The organism is Pseudomonas jessenii (assembly GCF_002236115.1).
Taxonomy (GTDB): Bacteria; Pseudomonadota; Gammaproteobacteria; order Pseudomonadales; family Pseudomonadaceae; genus Aquipseudomonas; species Aquipseudomonas jessenii.
On the sequence record NZ_NIWT01000009.1, the window covers coordinates 71,167 to 88,608 of the forward strand.

Here is a 17,442-nt window from a genome sequence, read left to right on the forward strand (position 1 = left end):
ACAAGTCGCAAGCCCCACTTCGCTTCGGGGCTTGCGACTCATTTGGCATTGTCATGCGCTTTGCCCGAGCCTTTCCCATGGTCACTGGCTGCAATCAACCAAGCTCCGTCATAACCATGCGTCAGTGGGAATAATCCAGTCACCTACGCCTTGCGGTGTCTTCTCGATCACTGATCCGCAGAACCCGTAACGGCGAAAATGTTGCAGGGCACTTGATACAGAACATGCTCCGTCGTACTGCCCACCCATTTGCCCAGTCCCTTGCGATGCGCATTTCCCATGACGATCACATCGGCCCGGTGATGCGCTGCAAAGTCGGCCAGCGCTTTGCCAGGGGGGCCTGCAACGAAGTGTTGCCGCTCAGTGGGTACGCCATAGTGGTCGGCCAATGCGATAAATGTCTTTTGCAGTGACTTGCGTACATCGCTGCTGAAGCCTGGCATCGTCACTGCACCAGCGCCTGCGTCGGATATATGTGTCAGCGATAGATCGTAGGCATACAGCAGATGCAACTCCGCATTGCATTGCATCGACAACCCGTTCGCCGCCTGGATGATGCGGTCGTTGATGCCAGTGATCTGAGTCTCGGGTTGTGACGGATCGACTGCCGCCACTACCACCCGTGGAAGTGGACACCTGAGTTCGCTGACCAGATGCACAGCCACCGGACATTCGCGCAACAAGTGCCAATCCAGAGGCGTAATGAAAACGCGTTTGAGCGCTGACTCGTGTTGCACGTCCTTGATAACCAGATCCGGTTGCATTTCTGCCACATGTCGAAGTATTTCTTGCAGCGCGGTGCGCGTAACAAGCACTTCGGTGCTCACTGCAACTCCGCGGCCGCGGATTAGACCGGCCTCATCCTTCAGCCACTTTTCGTTTTCTTGCTGACAGGCCTCACGAAAACGCGCACCGGCGCTCATCAAACCCAAGAGGTTGGAGTCTTCGATGAACACCGTGATATGCAGCGCTGCGCCAGTGGCTTCGGCAATGGCGACAGCTCGCTCCAACGCCGGGGTGTGACGCATGACTGGACCGGCTATCAGAAAGAGTCGTTGATACTGGCTCATGTAACACCTCCAAATGCTTCGGGATATCTAGCTCCCCCAGCGTTGTCGCCTGTCACACCACCGACGATTTACTATCGCCTCAACTATCTGGAACTATCAATATACGCCTGGATGCCATCTATCCCCTACTTGGCCGAGTCAACTTTTTCAACAGAATCGACCGAAAGGCCCACTGTCAGCGCGTTGTATTTGAGTCGCCCCGATTTACTGGACGCATGACCAGTTGAATCCACAGTCGTTTACTGGCGTTCACTAACGGCAGTAAACCGCCAGGAACGGTTATCGAGATAGCAAACCTCAAAGGGGCCGCACACTGGCGCCGTTAGCTATTTAAGCAGTGGCCCCTAGAACTTTTCTCTATTTATCGGTCTATGTGGATAGCCACATCCGTTCGGTAAACGCGAACCCGCAGGCTCCCCCACAAATCAACCAGAGGTTGTCTTCGCTCATGAAATTCCATGACCCACGGATGGTGCTCTTCGGCCTGTTCGCGTTCGCGGCAGTGGGCTCGGCATCAGCAACACAGATGAAGACCTCAACCCCTGTTTTCGCACCTGAAGTCGCAGTCGTTCAGGTGCCGGCCCAGACTGCCGGCAATCCTTGGCCGACCTTGGCCAGCATGGTCGGCAAGCAGCCAGGGCCGTTGCTTGCCCATGACGACCGATACTGGCATGACGGCCGCTGGCACTCTCGTAGAGACGATTGGCGCCGTGACGACTGGCGCAGAGATAACTGGCGCAGAGAGCAGGCCCGCCGCGAAGCAGAACGCCAACGTTATTGGGAACGCCACCATGATCGGGCCATGCGGCACCGCTATGAGGACGATCGCCGCTACTATCGTCGCTAGTGCGACGCCAAGGGCAATTCGCCTGCAACACCGGCGATGCACCGCCAACCTGCGAAACCGGCCCGAAACAGCTGTACTCGCTCATTGGGTTGTAGAAGCTGGCTAGAAACGTTGACGAGGTACGAGCGACTCCCTTTCGCCCTCCTCGCCGACGTTGAAGGCGATATGCAAACGATCATGGTTATGCTGCCGCCCTCCTCCAGTTCCGATGACGCCGAGCCACCCCATGCGAATGCACACGCGGCAGGCAAACATGTTATGTTATATCTTATATAAACATGAACTGTCAGTCGCCACTGGCAGAGCCGTCCACCCCCTGCTTGCGACATTCGATGACAACTTCTACTCACATCCCCCCCATCAAAAGCTTGAACCAACGCCTGCTGTCCATTGATGCCCTGAGGGGATTGGTAATCCTCCTTATGCTGTTGGATCACGTGCGCGAAACGTTCTTTTTGCACCGTCAAGTAGCAGACCCCATGGACATCGAATCCACTGAGCCAGCGCTGTTTTTCAGCCGCACACTTGCTCATTTGTGTGCGCCGGTGTTCATACTGCTTACTGGACTTTCCGCTTACCTGTATGGCCAAAAGCACCAGGGCAAGGGCGATGTGTCAGCCTTTTTGTTCAAGCGTGGTCTATTGCTGGTACTGCTGGAGTTCACCCTGGTGAATTTCGCCTGGACATTTCAGCTCCCACCTACGGCAATCTACATGCAAGTGATTTGGGCCATTGGCATCTGCATGATTGCCCTGGCCGGACTGGTTTGGTTACCCAGGCCCATTCTGTGCTGCCTGGGCCTGGTGATCGTGGCCGGGCACAATCTGCTGGATAATGTGCACTTCGCGACAGGCTCGCCCATGCATATACCCTGGGCCATTTTGCATGATCGCGGCTGGATCGATGTCTGCGACAGCTTACGTCTGCGCACCTCTTATCCTGTGCTTCCCTGGATCGGTGTGATCGCCCTTGGATACAGTATCGGCCCCTGGTTTTCTGGCCAGGTTCTGGCCGCGGAGCGTCAACGTACTCTGCTGCTTGCCGGGGCCGGAACATTGGTCGGATTTGTCGCACTGCGAGCAGTCAATGGTTATGGCGAGGTGCATTGGGTCGCTCATGAAGGCATCACGCAAACCCTCATGAGCTTCTTCAACATTACAAAATACCCGCCCTCCCTGTTGTTCCTTTTGCTGACGTCGGGCATTGGCCTGTTACTGCTTCGTGCCTTGGAACAGGCTCAACAACGCAAGTGGGTCACTGCATTGGCAGTCTTTGGCGCGGCGCCGATGTTCTTCTACTTGCTCCACCTTTACGTACTCAAGGCGCTGTATCTGGTCAGCGTGGCGTTGTTCGGGTTGAACCAGGGGAATTTTTTCGGTTTCGACAGCGTTTGGGCTGTGTGGCTGACGGCGGTGCTCCTGGCTTTATCCCTGTATTTACCCGTGCGCTGGTTCGCGGCATTGAAGGCACGCCGTCGCGATATCAGATGGCTCAAATACTTCTGATCAGGGCATTTGCTCACAAAAGTGGCCCCTGGAGAGCAATGCCAGTCAGGTAAGCGTTTGAACGCCTTCCAGAGGGATAGCGGCCGGTCGTTGGATTAGCGTTCAATGAAGATCAAAACCGTGGGCGGCAGACTTGTGGCAGCGGGTTAACAACGCGTAAGTTGATGACCTGCCCTTAACGACACGCCGGAGTTGATCCATGCGCATCGCCTTGCTGTCCGACATGCACCTGTCCGTCAACACGATCCCGTTTCCCGTCGTGGATGCCGATATTGTCGTGCTCGCCGGGGACATCGCCCGGCCGGCCAAGGCCATCGAGTGGGCCAGAGCCTGCCAGGTTCCACTGCTGTACGTGGCAGGCAATCACGAGTTTTATGGCAGTGACCTGGTCTCCACCTACGAACAGTTGAACAGCCTGACGCAAGGTACGCAGATCCACATTCTGGAACGTTCGGAGTACGTCCACGACGGCGTGCGTTTTCTCGGCTGCACCTTGTGGTCTGACTATCGCCTTCTCGACGGCCCCGAAGACCGGGCGCTGGGCATCGATCTGGCGACCCGGCTGATTCGTGACTTCAGCCACATCAAGATCGCCCCCGATTTCCCTGACCTGTTCACGCCGGCCATTTCCCAGTTGCTGTTCCTGCAGACGGTCGCCTGGCTGGAAGACTGCTTCACCCGCGACAGCAGCACACCCACGGTGGTGGTCTCTCATTTCGCTCCGACAAAGTCGAGCATCAGCCCGACCTTTGCCGGTTCGCCGATCAACTCAAGCTTTGTCTCGGACCTCGAAGCGCGGATCAAGGACTGGCAGCCGGCACTGTGGCTGCATGGCCATACCCATGGCAGCTTTGATTATCGAGTGGGTAACACCCGCGTGATCTGCAATCCCCGGGGCTATGCCAAGAATGGCATCAATGAAAATCCTGATTTCGATGATGCCTTCGTGATCGATCTGGATCTGTGAAGCGACCCTCAAATCAACAGTTCCAGCGTATCGAACAGTTCGACATCTTCCGGCCGTGTCGACCGGGCGCGGCGGCGGATGACCTGGAACAGGCAGTCGACGAAGCATTGCCCGGCGACCCCCAACTGGGCATTGCGCGGGGTGACGATGCCGATGGTGTCGGTGGCGAAGGTTTCCGCCAGCGCCAGGCGCCCCACCCGTTCGCGGTAGCCCGGGATGGTGAGCATCGGCTCCGGGAAGTAACTGAGCATGTCTGTCTGCTCCACCAATGAAAGCGTCAACTGCGGTGAATGCGCGCGGTGGATGTGTTGCATATCGATCTGCGCACCGTGTTGCCAAAACAACTCGGTCATCAAACCTTCATGGCTGGCATCCGGGTAGTTGACCACCCAATCCTGATCCAGCAAATCGTGGATCGAGCGGCTGTCGCGCCGTGGATGCTCATGGCGGGCCACCACGGCCATGCGGTAAGACAGAATCTGCTCGCTGACGAACTCCGGGCGCGGCAGCAGTGATGACACCAACCCCACTGCAAACTCCATGGTGCCGTCGCGCAATCGCGGCAACGTCACCGCCATCAAGCCTTCGAAAATCTCCAGGCGTACCCGTGGCATGCGCTGGCGGAATAGCGTTACGACCTCGGGTAACAAGGTCATGCCCATCCACGGCGAAATGCCGAGGCGCAACTGCCCTTCGGCCTGGTCGCTCAGGTGTGCCAGTTCCAGTTGCGCGCGTTCGAGTTGGCTGAGCATCTGCCGCGCATGCTGCAACAGTGACTGACCGTAGGTGGTCAGCACCACACCGCTGGCATTGCGCAACAGCAGTGGCAGGTTCAAGTGTTCCTCCAGCTCGCGCAACGCCTTGGCCACTGCCGTCTGCGACACCCCCAGTTGCCGCGCCGCCGCACGAATGCTGCCGCAGTCGGCAATCATCACCAGCGCCCGCAATTGATGCAACTTCATCCCTTCCTCCTGATGCACCAGGGTGTAAACCAGCGGTTTTCAGCCCACCTTTTTTGCGACTGCCGCGACATTCGCCAACTCATTAGCATCACAGGGTATCAGTCCAACAGCCGAAAACGACCAATAAAAACGAGGAGAATCTGATGACCGATTTGCCCGCCCTGCCCGGCATTCGTGCACTCGAAGAAGAGATGATCGCCCTGCGCCGACACATCCACGCCCATCCGGAATTGAGCTTTGAAGAGTTCGCCACCGCTGACCTGGTGGCGAGCAAGCTCCAGGCCTGGGGTTACCAGGTACATCGCGGCCTGGGCGGCACCGGTGTGGTCGGGCTGTTGCGCCAAGGCTCCAGCGGCAAAACGATCGGCCTGCGCGCCGACATGGATGCGCTGCCGATCATCGAGCAGACCGGGTTGCCCTACTCCAGCCGCCACGAAGGCGTGATGCACGCCTGCGGTCACGACGGGCACACGGCGATGCTGCTGGCGGCCGCCCGTTACCTGGCCGAGAGCCGAGAGTTCGACGGCTCGCTGGTGGTGATTTTCCAGCCGGCCGAGGAAGGCGACGGCGGCGCTCGGCGCATGCTCGATGACGGTCTGTTCGAGCTGTTCCCCTGCGACGCGGTGTTCGCGATGCACAACATGCCAGGACTGCCGGTGGGCAAACTGGGCTTCCTCGCTGGCCCGTTCATGGCCTCGACCGACACCGTGACCATTCGGGTCGACGGCGTTGGCGGTCACGGCGCCATGCCGCACAAGGCCGTTGACCCGGTACTGGCCGGCTCGGCCATCGTCATGGCATTACAAAGCATTGTCTCGCGCAATGTCGCGCCGCTCGACACAGCGGTTGTGACCGTCGGCGCGTTCCACGCCGGGATTGCCGCCAACGTGATTCCCGATCACGCCGAGTTGCAGTTGAGCGTGCGTGCGCTCAAGGCGCAGGTGCGTGACGAGCTGATTGTACGGATCACCGCCGTGGCCGAGGCCCAGGCTACGAGTTTCGGCGCCCGCGCCACGGTGACGGTCGACGAGGCGCAACGCTTCCCGGCTCTGTTGAATCATCCCGAAAGCACCGAGTTCGCCCGGCAAGTAGCGCTTGATTGGGTGGGCGAAGACGGCTTGATCGCGAACATGCAACCGCTGACCGGGAGTGAGGATTTCGCCGTGATGCTGGAGCGTTGCCCCGGTTGTTATTTGCTGATCGGCAACGGTGATGGCGAAGGCGAAGGCGGCTGCATGGTGCATAACCCCGGCTACGACTTCAACGATGACTGCCTGCCGACAGGTGCGAGCTACTGGGTGCGGCTGGTCGAGACCTTCCTGGCCTGACCTCATCCCTATCGCCCTCGTCTTCTGGAGTTCGTCAAATGTCCACTCCCGTCTCTACCGCCATGCCTGATACCGCTGCGACCCGGCAGCCGATTGGTGCGAAAGCCATCGCCGCCATCACCATCGGCTCCGGTCTCGAGTTCTACGATTTTTCCGTCTACAGCTTCTTCGCCACACTGATCGGTCGCCAGTTTTTCCCGGTCGAGAGCACGCTCGGGCAATTGCTGCTGTCCCTGGCGACCTTTGGTGTCGGTTTCGGCATGCGCCCCATCGGTGGCCTGGTACTCGGCGCCTATGCCGACCGGGTCGGGCGCAAACCGGCGATGATGCTCACCCTGTGGCTGATGGCGCTGGGTTCGCTGTTGTTCACCATCGCCCCCACCTATGCGCAGATCGGCGTCTTCGCACCGTTGATCATTGTGCTGGCACGCCTGATCCAGGGCTTCGCCATCGGCGGTGAGGTCGGTGCCTCTACGGCAATGCTGATGGAACACGCCGATGACAGAAGCCGCGGGTTCTACGGCAGTTGGCAGCTGTTCAGCCAGGGCTTGAGCTTTCTGCTCGGCGCACTGGTGGCCCTGGCACTGAGCTCGTCCCTGCCGCCCGAGGCGCTGGAGAGCTGGGGTTGGCGGGTGCCGTTTGCCCTCGGGATGCTGGTGATCCCGGTCGGCATTTATATCCGTCGTCACCTCAAGGAAACCGCCGCCGAACAAGGTCATGAAGCGTTCTCCAGCGTGCGGGTGATCTTCACCGGCTACCGTCGCCTGATCGTGACCGGGGTGCTGTTGGTGATCGGTAGCACCGCGTCCAGCTACATCGTGCTCGATTACATGACCAACTACACGGTCACGGTGCTGCACCTACCGATGACCATGGGCACCACCGCCGCCTGCCTCGGCGCGCTGGTGCAGATCAGCCTGTCGATCTGGGCCGGCCGGCTCAGCGACCGTATCGGCCGGCGCCGCACCATCGCTCTGGGCAGTATCCCGATGCTGTTGCTGATCTATCCGGCGTTCATGCTGATGAACCAGTTCCCGACGCTCGGCATGCTGCTGGCCGTCTCGTTGGTCACCACCCTGTTGCTGGTGTTGATCACCGTGCCGACCCTGGTGTTGGTCACTGAACTGTTCCCAAGGGCGATTCGCGCCACCGGGTTATCGATCATCTATTGCCTGGGTGTCTCGGTGTTCGGCGGCTTCGCGCAGTTTTTCGCCACCGGTTTGATCGGCCTGACCGGCAATAACAACGCCCCGGCGCTGTATGTCATGGCGTGCCTGTGCCTGACCTTGATCGGGCTGGCGATGGTCAAGGAAACGGCCGGCAAGCCACTCGATTAGGCCGTTGTGACCATGACGGGCGTATGCGTCGGATTCTTTCAAACCGCGCATACGCCCAACGCCTTCAACAACACCGCGTATTGCATTTGCCCCGGCCAAAACGCGCTTCCTGGCGTTCGCGGAAAAACATCTCATAGCTCATGACTGGCTCGCCCGGACGGTTGCGGGCCATTTGTGCCACGTAGTTGTCGTACTCGGGAACGCCCACCATCAATCGGGCGCTCTGGCTGAACAATCTGGCGATCTGCTGCAGTTTGCTGAACATGACTGATCTCTCTGTATGCGTGGGACCTGGCCCATGAAACCGCGTTCATGTATCTGCACTGTGTCCACATCGGGCGCCTTTGTATTTTCATGTATCCAGGCTCGCACCCGATGCAACGCCGGCAACCCGCTACACTTTCCTCGCTCCGCCGCGGCACCAAAGCGGTCAAGACCCCTGACTACTGATCTGGAGGTATCCCATGAGCGACAGCAGCGAACTCACCACCTTTACCGGCTGGGCCGCCACCGCAGCGGGCGCGCCGCTGGAACGCTACAGCTACGATCCCGGTCCGTTGGGCAACGACGAGGTGGAAGTCGCCGTGGAGTATTGCGGCGTCTGCCACTCCGACCAGTCGTTGATCGACAACGATTGGGGTATCAGCCACTACCCGTTTATTCCCGGCCATGAGGTGGTCGGCCGTATCGTGCGGCTGGGCGACCAGGTTCGCGGTCTGGAAATGGGGCAACGGGTGGGCATCGGTTGGTACAAGGGCAGTTGCATGCATTGCACCTCGTGCATCGAAGGTTCCCATAACCTGTGTCGCACCGTGCAACCGACCATCATCGGCAGCAACGGCGGCTTTGCCGACCGCATTCGTTCGCACTGGGCCTGGGCCCTGCCGATCCCGGCCGGACTCGATCCGGCAATGGCCGGGCCGCTGTTCTGCGCTGGTTCGACCGTGTTCAACCCGCTGTTGGAATTCGGCATCAAGCCCACTGACCGGGTCGGCGTGGTGGGTATTGGCGGTCTCGGTCACCTGGCGTTGCGTTTTCTCAACGCCTGGGGCTGCGAAGTCACGGCGTTCACCTCATCGCTGAGCAAGCAGGACGAAGCCAGGCGCCTGGGCGCACACAAGGTGGTCGCCTCGACCGATACCAATGCGCTCAATGCCATTGCCGGCACCCTGGACTTTCTGCTGGTCACCGCCAACGCCAACCTCGACTGGAGCGCCATGCTCGCCACCCTGCGCGGCAAGGGTCGCCTGCACTTTGTCGGCGTCGTGCCCGATGCCATACCGATGCACGTGTTCGAGCTGATTCCCCAGCAAAAAACCATGTCCGCCTCACCGGTCGGCTCGCCCGCCAACACCGCGACCATGCTGGAATTCTGCGCACGCCACCAGATTGTGCCGCAGGTCGAGATGTTTCCCATGAGCAGCGTCAACGAGGCCATCGATCACTTGCGCAGTGGCAAGGCGCGCTACCGCGTGGTGCTGGACGCCAGTCAGTGACCTTGTAGGAGCTGGCTTGTCGGGTCGCCGCATCGCAGCGATGGTCGTTAACGATAACGCGCGTGAGCTGGATAAACGCGGCGCATTTGAGTCCATCGCCGGCAAGCCGGCTCCTACAAATCCCCCTCAGGGATTGGCTACCTGCGCAGGCGCCAATGGCATGTGCAGGTCATTCCAGCTGAACCGATAGGCTTTGCCGGCTTCTTGCGGCAGGCATTTGCCGTTGTCGGCATCCGCGCCCACGATCGACCAGTTCGCCCGGGCGTTTTCCCCCAATTCACGGGCCGCTTCGGGTTTGAAGCACTGCTTCAGTACGTCATCCGGCACCAATGCGTAGGCCTTGGGGTGTTCGCGCAGATACAGCGCGGCCTTTTCGATGGTCGAATTGTCCATGCCGAAATGCACGATCGGTTGCCGGGCGAACAACCAGTGCCCCTCCTCCCAGTTGACCAGCACCAGATCGGCGCCCCGGGTCATGGACGCCGCCTGGGTCATGAGCACCTGATCAACGTTGGTGCCGTCCTTGAGCGGTTCGATGAAACCACGGGCGAACCACAACGCGAACCAGGTCGCCACCAGTGCCGGGAACACCCGACGCATACGCGGGTGCCGTTTGAACCAGCGCGTGAGCAGCCACGGGATCAACGGCGCGGCGACCAGCACCAGCCCAGGCAGCGCCGGGTAGATGTACAACTTGCGCTTGCCTGTGCTGATGCAGAAAAACAGCACCACCAGTACCACCCAACCGAGCAACACCAAGACCCGGCCGTCGCGTTTTTGCAACTGACGGCGCCAGGCCGGCACCAGCCATGGCAGCACCAGCACCAGTGGTAGCCAATACTGCGGGATTACGTTGGTGAAGAAATACCAGAACGGTTCGCGGTGATGCCACGCGGCGGCATAGCGGCCCGCGGTCTGGCGCAGGAGGATCTCCCGCGCATAGGCAACTTCGTCCGCGCTGCCATTGAAGAGGATGGACAAGGCCAGGGGCAACAGCCAGATCGCGATGGCGCCAAGCATCAGCGCAAACCCGAGCAACCACTTGCGCGCCTCGCCCGGCATCGCCACCACACCGGGCCAGCCTTTGCGCACCCCATAGGCGTAGGGAATCAGCAACAGTGCCGGCAGGAAACCCACACCTTTGGTGATCACGCCAATGCCCATGGCCGCGCAGCCCGCGTAGAACCAGCGCCACGCAGGTCCCAGCAGCAGGTGCCGCGCCAGACCGTACAGGCCCAGGGAGGTGAACAGAATCAAGAAGCTGTCGATCTGACCGGTGCGCAGGATGCTGTAGGTCTGGTAGGTCGCCAGGTACAACAGCGCGGCGTTGCGCCCGGTACGCTGGGTCCACAGGCGACGGCCCAGGTCATAAACCATCGCCGTGACCGTCACCGCCGAAAACAGTCCCGGGATATAAAGCGCGATGTTGGGTTTGCCGGTCAGCCAGGTGAAGAACGCCACCGTCCACATGAAAATCGGCGGCTTGTCGCCGTAGATCTCGGCGGCCCGGTGCGGAATCAGCCACGAGCCGCTCTGCAGCATCTCCAGCGCGACACCGAGGAAACGCTCCTCGTCCACATTCTGAGCCTGACGCAACCCCATGCCCGCGCCGATCAGCAACAGAGCAAGCAGCATCAGCCCCAGGCACTCGACCCTGGGCGACAACGATCTACGCATTGCTTATTCCTTTGCGCTTCTGATTTTTGGCAATCAATTGCAGGTTGCGAAAATAGACCAGGGAGCCAAACGCCTGCCCGACGATGAACACCGGGTCCTGGCGGTAAATGGCATAGGCGAGCAACAAGGTGCTGCCGACGATGCTCAGGTACCAGAAGTTGGTCGGGATCACGCTGCGTTTCTTGTACTCGCTGTACAACCACTGCAAGACAAACCGCCCGGTAAAGGCAGCCTGCCCGGCAAAGCCGACCAGCAACCACAAGGTTTCACGGGTCAGAATCATCCTTCGAGCTCCTGGGCCTGGGTGTTCAGGCGCGTGCGTTTGATCAGCCACCAGACGCCGATCAAGTCAAGAATGCCGACCAGCGCGCGGTCGAGGTTGCCGTATTTCGACACCCCGGCCGTGCGCGGACGGTGGTTGACCGGGTGCACGATCATGCGCCCGTTATGACGCTGGATCAGCGCCGGAATATAGCGATGCATGTGGTCGAAGTACGGCAGGCGCAAGAACGCTGCGCGCTCGATCAGCTTCAGGCCACAACCGGTGTCCGGGGTGGCGTCCTTGAGCAGGCGCCGGCGCAGGTTGTTGGCGAACCGCGAGGCGTAGCGCTTGCTCGCGGTGTCACGGCGATTGACCCGGTGCCCGGCCACCAGTTGTACATCGACCTTGCCCGGTTCGCCGCGCACCAGCGCCAGCATGCCGGGAATGTCCGCCGGGTCGTTCTGGCCGTCGCCATCGAGGGTCGCCAGCCACTGCCCGCGTGCCTCACGGGCCGCGTGGTACAGCGAGGTGCTCTGCCCCAGCGACCGCTCGTGATGCAGGATGCGCAAGGTGTTCAAGCCGTCATGGCGGATCTGCCGCAGTTCCTGCAGGGTCGAATCGGTGCTGCCATCGTCGACCACGATGATTTCGTAAGCCTCATCGGCCAGCGCCACGCGGACTTCTTCAAGCAATGGCTTGAGGTTGTTCGCTTCGTTCTTGGCGGGAATCACTACGGATACAAAAATGTCTTGGCTCATGGGGTCTCTCTCGCCTTTTTTGATTGTTCGAGATCAGAGGCGAACGCTTCAAATCTGATAGAACTGCCGATACCACTTCACGAATTCACCGACGCCGGTTTCCAGCGTCACCTGCGGGCTGAAGCCCACCCAATCGGACAGCGCCGAGACATCGGCCCAGGTCTTGACCACGTCACCGGCCTGCATTGGCAAGTAGTTGCGCCGGGCCTGCAGGTCCAGGGCTGATTCCAGGCACTCGACGAAATCCAGCAACGCCACCGGCATGCCGCGACCGATGTTGAAGAGCCGGTTGACCCCGGCGACAGAGCCTTCCGGCACCGGAGGCCTTGGCCGCAGTCGGGCGATCCCTTCGACAATGTCGTCGACAAAGGTGAAGTCGCGGTACATCTGCCCCTGGTTGTAGATGTCGATGGGCAGGCCTTTGAGGATGGCGTCGGTAAACTTGAACAGCGCCATATCCGGACGACCCCACGGGCCGTAGACGGTAAAGAAGCGCAGGCCACTGGCTTTCAGGCCATACAAATGGCAGTAACTTTCAGCCAGCAGTTCATTGGCGCGCTTGCTGGCGGCGTACAGCGAAACGGGATGATCGACAGGGTCCTCGACACTGAATGGCATCTTGCTGTTGGCGCCGTACACCGAACTGCTCGAGGCGTAGATCAGGTGCTCGGGGCGATGGTGCCGACAGGCTTCCAGCACATTGAGGAAACCCACGAGGTTCGATTGCCCGTAGACATCCGGGTTGTCCAGCGAGTAGCGCACCCCGGCCTGGGCCGCCAGGTGCACCACCTCGGTAAAAGCGTGTTGTTGAAACAGGCTCATCAGGGCAGGTTTATCGACGATGTCCATTTTCCGGAAGCGAAAACCCGGCAGAGTCTCCAGCACCTTGAGACGTGCGTGCTTGAGTTCCACGTCGTAATAGTCGTTGAGGTTATCGATACCAACGACCTCCTGACCCTCGCGGCACAGGCGCTGGACCGTATGAAAGCCGATGAAACCGGCCGCACCGGTGACCAGGACGGTCATGGGAAGCGCGCCGGCGACTGCGCCGCGATCGACGCGAGATGACTGATCCGGACCCTCGTCAACTTCATGTGTAGTCCCTGCTTATGGCTTCATTCGCGCACGGTTGCGTTATGAAGCTTATAAAACAGACACATTTCAGTTTGGATAACGCCTCGCGCCACCTCGAAAAAATAAAATATCCGGCCGAAAACACCGTGGTTATCTGGCCGATCCGCCATGGGGTTTGTAAAACCGGAACAAACCGATATCCACGGTCCTGATGTACTGCCTGGCCCAATCCGGCTTGACGGTACGATCATGGAAATACAGGGCACCCTGGGTGCGATCCGGCAGTTCCTTGTTCAGGGCCTTGCGCGCGATTTCCTTGGCCATCGCGTAAGGCACTTCTTCCTGGACCGAGTCGGACTTACCGTCGCACCACCAGGAAAACTGGCAACTCTTGGTTTCCGAACCCTGCTTGACCACTTTGCACACCGTGTCCGGAAAGCCCTCATGGCCCAGGCGATTCATGACCACGTTGGCCACTGCCTCCATGTCGGCGGCGTCCTTGCCCTTGGCTTCCCAGTAAATGGACCGGGCCAGGCAGGTGATCGCATCGTCCAGCGGCGCGGCGCCGGCCGGGTCGACAGCCTGGACTTCTGAAGGGGTAATGGCTTCTGCCTTGGGCGCTGGTGCCGGGTTGTTGCTCTCGGCGGCTTTGTGTTCCAGTACCTCGGCCTTGTTCTCGGCCGATTCCTGTTTTTGTTCTTGATCCGTAGCGGATACCGGGCCGGCAAGCAACGTCAGAGCGAGGCAGGTGGCGATCCAGTCGAAGCGCATGGTCGGTGTCACTTGGTGAGTGGTTCAATTGAGTCTAGTAGTGAAATGATTTCGCCCCCCCCACTACACTCTGGATAAATCCGTTGTCTTAGATGGGCCAACTTCGCGCATCATGGGCGCAATCTGCTCAAGGGGGATTTTCATGGGTTTCATTTCATCCGCAATGCGTTTGGCCGGTGTATCACTGGGCCTGGTATTCGCCGCCAACGCCGTGGCGGCCGACGAAGCGCAATTGATCGAATCGATCAACGTCTACCGTAGCCAACCGCAGCGCTGCGCAGGCCAGGCTTCATCGGAGCTGCCACCCCTGTCGGCCGACCCGCGCCTGGTGCTGACCGCCCCGAACATCGGTAATCTGCAGCAGGCCATGGTCACTGCCGGTTATCCCATGAAGAATGTGCAGGCCATCAGCCTGTCCGGGCCTCGCGATGCCGCCTCGGCGATGAAGGCGATTCAGGAGAGCTTTTGCCAGATCGTCCTCGACCCGCAATTCGTCGATGTCGGCGTCAGCCGCCAGGACCGTGAATGGCGCATCGTGGTCGCACGGCCGTTGTTGAGCGCACGCCTGGGCGACGCGCAGGCCGAAGGCCAGAAGCTGCTCACCGAACTCAACGCCGCACGCACCCGACCACGCCAATGCGGCGCGCAGTCCTTCGCCGCCGCGCCACCGCTGGCCTGGAACGCCACGCTGGCCACCGCCGCCGAAGGCAACGCCCGCTCCATGGCCAACAACAACTACTTCGATCACAAGGACCGCGATGGCCGCACCCCGGGCGACCGCGCGGAACTGGCCGGCTACGACTTCCAGCAGATCGGCGAAAACATCGCCGCCGGCCAAGACACCGCACACAAGGTGGTCGAAGGCTGGCTGGCCAGCCCCGGCCATTGCGCCAACCTGATGAACCCACAGTTTCGCGAACTGGGCGCGGCTTACGCGACCGATCCGAAGAGCGATGCGGGGATTTACTGGACGGCGATGTTTGGGGCGCAGTAATGACAAGACTCTGAATGTGTCGCGGACGGGCCATCCAACGGGGCACCTGCAGGGGCGATGCTTGCTCGCGATGGACGTCAACGATAACGCGGGTTGTCTGAATGCCCGCGTTGTCCTGGCGTTTTTCGCGAGCAAGCTCGCTCCTACACGGAAACGAGTTCAATTGCGATCAGGCCGGCCGATGGGGCAGATCGAGATCAAAAGCCAGAGCGACCTCGTACCTGTAGGAGCGAGCCTGCTCGCGATGGACGTCAACGATAACGCGGGTTGTCTGAAAGCCCGCGTTGTCCTGGCGTTTTTCGCGAGCAAGCTCGCTCCTACACGGAAACGAGCTCAATTGCGATCAGGCCGGCCGATGGGGCAGATCAAAATCAAAAGCCCGAGCTACCTCGTACCTGTAGGAGCGAGCCTGCTCGCGATGGACGTCAACGATAACGCGGGTTGTCTGAATGCCCGCGTTGTCCTGGCGTTTTTCGCGAGCAAGCTCGCTCCTACACGGAAACGAGTTCAATTGCGATCAGGCCGGCCGATGGGGCAGATCGAGATCAAAAGCCAGAGCGACCTCGTACCTGTAGGAGCGAGCCTGCTCGCGATGGACGTCAACGATAACGCGGGTTGTCTGAAAGCCCGCGTTGTCCTGGCGTTTTTCGCGAGCAAGCTCGCTCCTACACGGAAACGAGCTCAATTGCGATCGGGCAGGCAGGCCGATGGGGCAGATCAAAATCAAAAGCCCGAGCTACCTCGTACCTGTAGGAGCGAGCCTGCTCGCGATGGACGTCAACGATAACGCGGGTTGTCTGAATGCCCGCGTTGTTCAGACGTTTTTCGCGAGCAAGCATCGCTCCTACAGATAAACGACTTCTAATTGTGATCAGGCCGGCCGATAGGCCGCCTCGGGCGCTTTTGCGGTACACGCCCCCTCGTGAGGCCGAGCGGAGGTTCTGCGTAGTGGGCAACCCGGCATGGATGCCGGGTTAGCCGCCGCCGGCCATGGATGGCCGATGGCGGCGGGCCCACGGAGCAGGACCGGAGCGAGGGCATGCCGAGCCACAGCGAGGCACCGAACGTCAGGGGCAAGAGCCCTTGGTTACTTGGGGCTTTTCCAAGTGACCCGCTGTAAGAGCGGAACCATAGGTGGTCGTTACCGCAGGAATGGATATTCACCCAATCCAATCCAATCCATGCATACGCATCAACGTGAACTGGAACTCCTTAATGACTGGCCATCAGTGGCTACTCATCCCCGCCGCATGCATCAACATCCTCAATCCCCCCGCCACCACTCCCAACGCAACCACACTGCCCAGCCAGATCACCACCAGCCACCCAAGTCGCTTGTACCAAGGTGCCCGTTCACAAGAATCAATGGTAGCCATCGCCAATCCTCACTTTGCCGCGAAACACGTAGTAGCTCCAGACCGTGTACATCAGGATGATCGGCAGAATGAACAGCGCGCCGATCAGGATGAACAACTGGCTGGTTGGCGGTGACGCCGCTGCCCACAGGCTGATCGACGGCGGCACGATGTTCGGCCAGATGCTGAACGCCAGGCCGATATAACCGAGGAATACCAGCATCAGGGTGAAGGCGAACGGCCAATGGGTGTGACGTTGGCGCAGGGTCCTGAGCAGGCCGAACATCGCCAGCAAAGCCAGCGCCGCCAGACCACCGAACACCGCCAGGTGCGCATGGGCAAACCAGCGCGTGGCGATTTCCGGATGGAGGATGGGCGTCCACACACAGATCACACCGATCACCGCCAACAGCAGCCAGGCCAGGGGCCGGGTGAACAAGCGCATCCGCGATTCGAGCATGCCTTCGGTCTTGACCAGCAACCAGGTGCTGCCGAGCAGCGCATAAGCGACGATCAGACCGACACCGCAGAACAGCGGAAACGGTGCCAGCCAGTCCAGCGAACCGCCGGCGAACTGGCGATCGACCACCGGGATGCCGGCAATGTAAGTGCCGATCACCACGCCCTGGGAAAAGGTCGCCAGCAGCGAACCGCCGATGAACGCCATGTCCCAGACATGACGCTTTTCAGGGCTGGCCTTGAATCGGAACTCGAACGCCACACCGCGAAAGATCAAGCCGCACAACATCAGGATCAGCGGCAGGTACAACGCTTCCAGAATCACCGAATAGGCCAGCGGGAAAGCGCCATACAGCGCCGCGCCGCCCAGCACCAGCCAGGTCTCGTTGCCATCCCAGACCGGTGCCACGGTGTTCATCATCACATCGCGCTCCTTCGCATCCGGGATCAGCGGAAACAGAATGCCCAACCCCAGGTCGAAGCCGTCCATGATCACGTACATCATCACGCCGAAGGCGATGATCACGCCCCAGATCAGCGATAAATCGATACCTTGAATACCCATGACTCAACTCCCTTC

General features: G+C 60.2%; 18 protein-coding genes. 8 read left to right on the forward strand and 10 right to left on the reverse strand.

Translation table 11 applies throughout. From position 1 onward, the window contains the following. Positions 1-167: 167 nt before the first annotated feature. Complete coding sequence (locus tag PSJE_RS27050; protein ID WP_090456087.1) at positions 168-1,070, reverse strand: universal stress protein; 903 nt, start codon at positions 1,068-1,070, stop codon at positions 168-170. Positions 1,071-1,518: 448 nt separating this feature from the next. On the opposite strand from PSJE_RS27050, the gene PSJE_RS27055 reads away from it, so the two are divergent. The 3 genes from PSJE_RS27055 to PSJE_RS27065 all read left to right on the forward strand — a co-directional run bounded on the left by PSJE_RS27055 (position 1,519) and on the right by PSJE_RS27065 (position 4,389). After that, positions 1,519-1,917 (forward strand): hypothetical protein, encoded by a 399-nt coding sequence (locus tag PSJE_RS27055; RefSeq protein ID WP_090456089.1) that lies wholly within the window; start codon positions 1,519-1,521, stop codon positions 1,915-1,917. Positions 1,918-2,249: 332 nt separating this feature from the next. Beyond that, complete coding sequence (locus tag PSJE_RS27060; protein ID WP_090456090.1) at positions 2,250-3,422, forward strand: acetyltransferase domain-containing protein; 1,173 nt, start codon at positions 2,250-2,252, stop codon at positions 3,420-3,422. A gap of 199 nt (positions 3,423-3,621) precedes the next feature. Further along, on the forward strand, positions 3,622-4,389 hold the full coding sequence (locus PSJE_RS27065) for a metallophosphoesterase (RefSeq protein WP_090456091.1): 768 nt from the start codon (positions 3,622-3,624) through the stop codon (positions 4,387-4,389). Positions 4,390-4,397: 8 nt separating this feature from the next. Here the strand turns inward: PSJE_RS27065 and PSJE_RS27070 are convergent, their stop codons facing one another. Next, positions 4,398-5,351, reverse strand: a complete 954-nt coding sequence (locus PSJE_RS27070; RefSeq protein WP_090456093.1) for a LysR family transcriptional regulator — start codon at positions 5,349-5,351, stop codon at positions 4,398-4,400. Positions 5,352-5,494: 143 nt separating this feature from the next. On the opposite strand from PSJE_RS27070, the gene PSJE_RS27075 reads away from it, so the two are divergent. Then, positions 5,495-6,679 carry a M20 aminoacylase family protein gene (locus PSJE_RS27075; protein WP_090456095.1) on the forward strand — a complete coding sequence of 395 codons (1,185 nt, stop codon included), beginning with the start codon at positions 5,495-5,497 and terminating at the stop codon, positions 6,677-6,679. Between the two features lie 38 nt (positions 6,680-6,717). Continuing rightward, entirely contained in the window at positions 6,718-8,016 is a 1,299-nt protein-coding gene (locus PSJE_RS27080; RefSeq protein ID WP_090456097.1) for an MFS transporter, read from the forward strand. A gap of 64 nt (positions 8,017-8,080) precedes the next feature. On the opposite strand, the gene PSJE_RS27085 is transcribed toward PSJE_RS27080, so the two are convergent. Continuing rightward, positions 8,081-8,281, reverse strand: coding sequence for a YbdD/YjiX family protein (locus tag PSJE_RS27085; protein ID WP_090456099.1), 201 nt, complete (start codon positions 8,279-8,281; stop codon positions 8,081-8,083). Positions 8,282-8,480: 199 nt separating this feature from the next. Here PSJE_RS27085 and ahr point away from each other — a divergent pair, with 199 nt between their 5' ends. After that, positions 8,481-9,512 (forward strand): NADPH-dependent aldehyde reductase Ahr, encoded by a 1,032-nt coding sequence (gene ahr / locus PSJE_RS27090; protein ID WP_090456100.1) that lies wholly within the window; start codon positions 8,481-8,483, stop codon positions 9,510-9,512. A 126-nt stretch (positions 9,513-9,638) separates the two neighbouring features. On the opposite strand, the gene PSJE_RS27100 is transcribed toward ahr, so the two are convergent. From PSJE_RS27100 to PSJE_RS27120, 5 genes are all read right to left on the reverse strand, one after another. After that, positions 9,639-11,189 carry an ArnT family glycosyltransferase gene (locus PSJE_RS27100; RefSeq protein WP_090456104.1) on the reverse strand — a complete coding sequence of 517 codons (1,551 nt, stop codon included), beginning with the start codon at positions 11,187-11,189 and terminating at the stop codon, positions 9,639-9,641. Continuing rightward, a complete protein-coding gene (locus PSJE_RS27105; RefSeq protein ID WP_090456105.1) occupies positions 11,182-11,472 on the reverse strand; it encodes a lipid-A-disaccharide synthase N-terminal domain-containing protein in 291 nt (96 codons plus the stop codon). The genes PSJE_RS27100 and PSJE_RS27105 overlap by 8 nt, the downstream gene beginning before the upstream one ends. Continuing rightward, on the reverse strand, positions 11,469-12,209 hold the full coding sequence (locus PSJE_RS27110) for a glycosyltransferase family 2 protein (RefSeq protein WP_090456107.1): 741 nt from the start codon (positions 12,207-12,209) through the stop codon (positions 11,469-11,471). The genes PSJE_RS27105 and PSJE_RS27110 overlap by 4 nt, the downstream gene beginning before the upstream one ends. A 48-nt stretch (positions 12,210-12,257) precedes the next feature. Beyond that, on the reverse strand, positions 12,258-13,235 hold the full coding sequence (locus PSJE_RS27115; RefSeq protein WP_090456109.1) for an NAD-dependent epimerase: 978 nt from the start codon (positions 13,233-13,235) through the stop codon (positions 12,258-12,260). Between the two features lie 198 nt (positions 13,236-13,433). Further along, positions 13,434-14,054 carry a cell wall hydrolase gene (locus tag PSJE_RS27120; protein ID WP_090456110.1) on the reverse strand — a complete coding sequence of 207 codons (621 nt, stop codon included), beginning with the start codon at positions 14,052-14,054 and terminating at the stop codon, positions 13,434-13,436. Positions 14,055-14,196: 142 nt separating this feature from the next. On the opposite strand from PSJE_RS27120, the gene PSJE_RS27125 reads away from it, so the two are divergent. Both PSJE_RS27125 and PSJE_RS27130 read left to right on the forward strand, forming a co-directional pair. Beyond that, positions 14,197-15,048 (forward strand): CAP domain-containing protein, encoded by an 852-nt coding sequence (locus PSJE_RS27125; protein WP_090456112.1) that lies wholly within the window; start codon positions 14,197-14,199, stop codon positions 15,046-15,048. 70 nt (positions 15,049-15,118) lie between these two features. After that, positions 15,119-15,835 (forward strand): hypothetical protein, encoded by a 717-nt coding sequence (locus PSJE_RS27130; RefSeq protein ID WP_328587073.1) that lies wholly within the window; start codon positions 15,119-15,121, stop codon positions 15,833-15,835. A gap of 439 nt (positions 15,836-16,274) precedes the next feature. Here the strand turns inward: PSJE_RS27130 and PSJE_RS27135 are convergent, their stop codons facing one another. Both PSJE_RS27135 and cydB read right to left on the reverse strand, forming a co-directional pair. Further along, complete coding sequence (locus PSJE_RS27135) at positions 16,275-16,424, reverse strand: DUF2474 domain-containing protein (protein ID WP_090456115.1); 150 nt, start codon at positions 16,422-16,424, stop codon at positions 16,275-16,277. Next, the gene (cydB, locus tag PSJE_RS27140) at positions 16,411-17,427 is read right to left on the reverse strand and encodes a cytochrome d ubiquinol oxidase subunit II (RefSeq protein ID WP_090456116.1); all 1,017 of its coding nucleotides are present in this window, start codon (positions 17,425-17,427) and stop codon (positions 16,411-16,413) included. The genes PSJE_RS27135 and cydB overlap by 14 nt, the downstream gene beginning before the upstream one ends. Between the last annotated feature and the right edge of the window lie 15 nt (positions 17,428-17,442).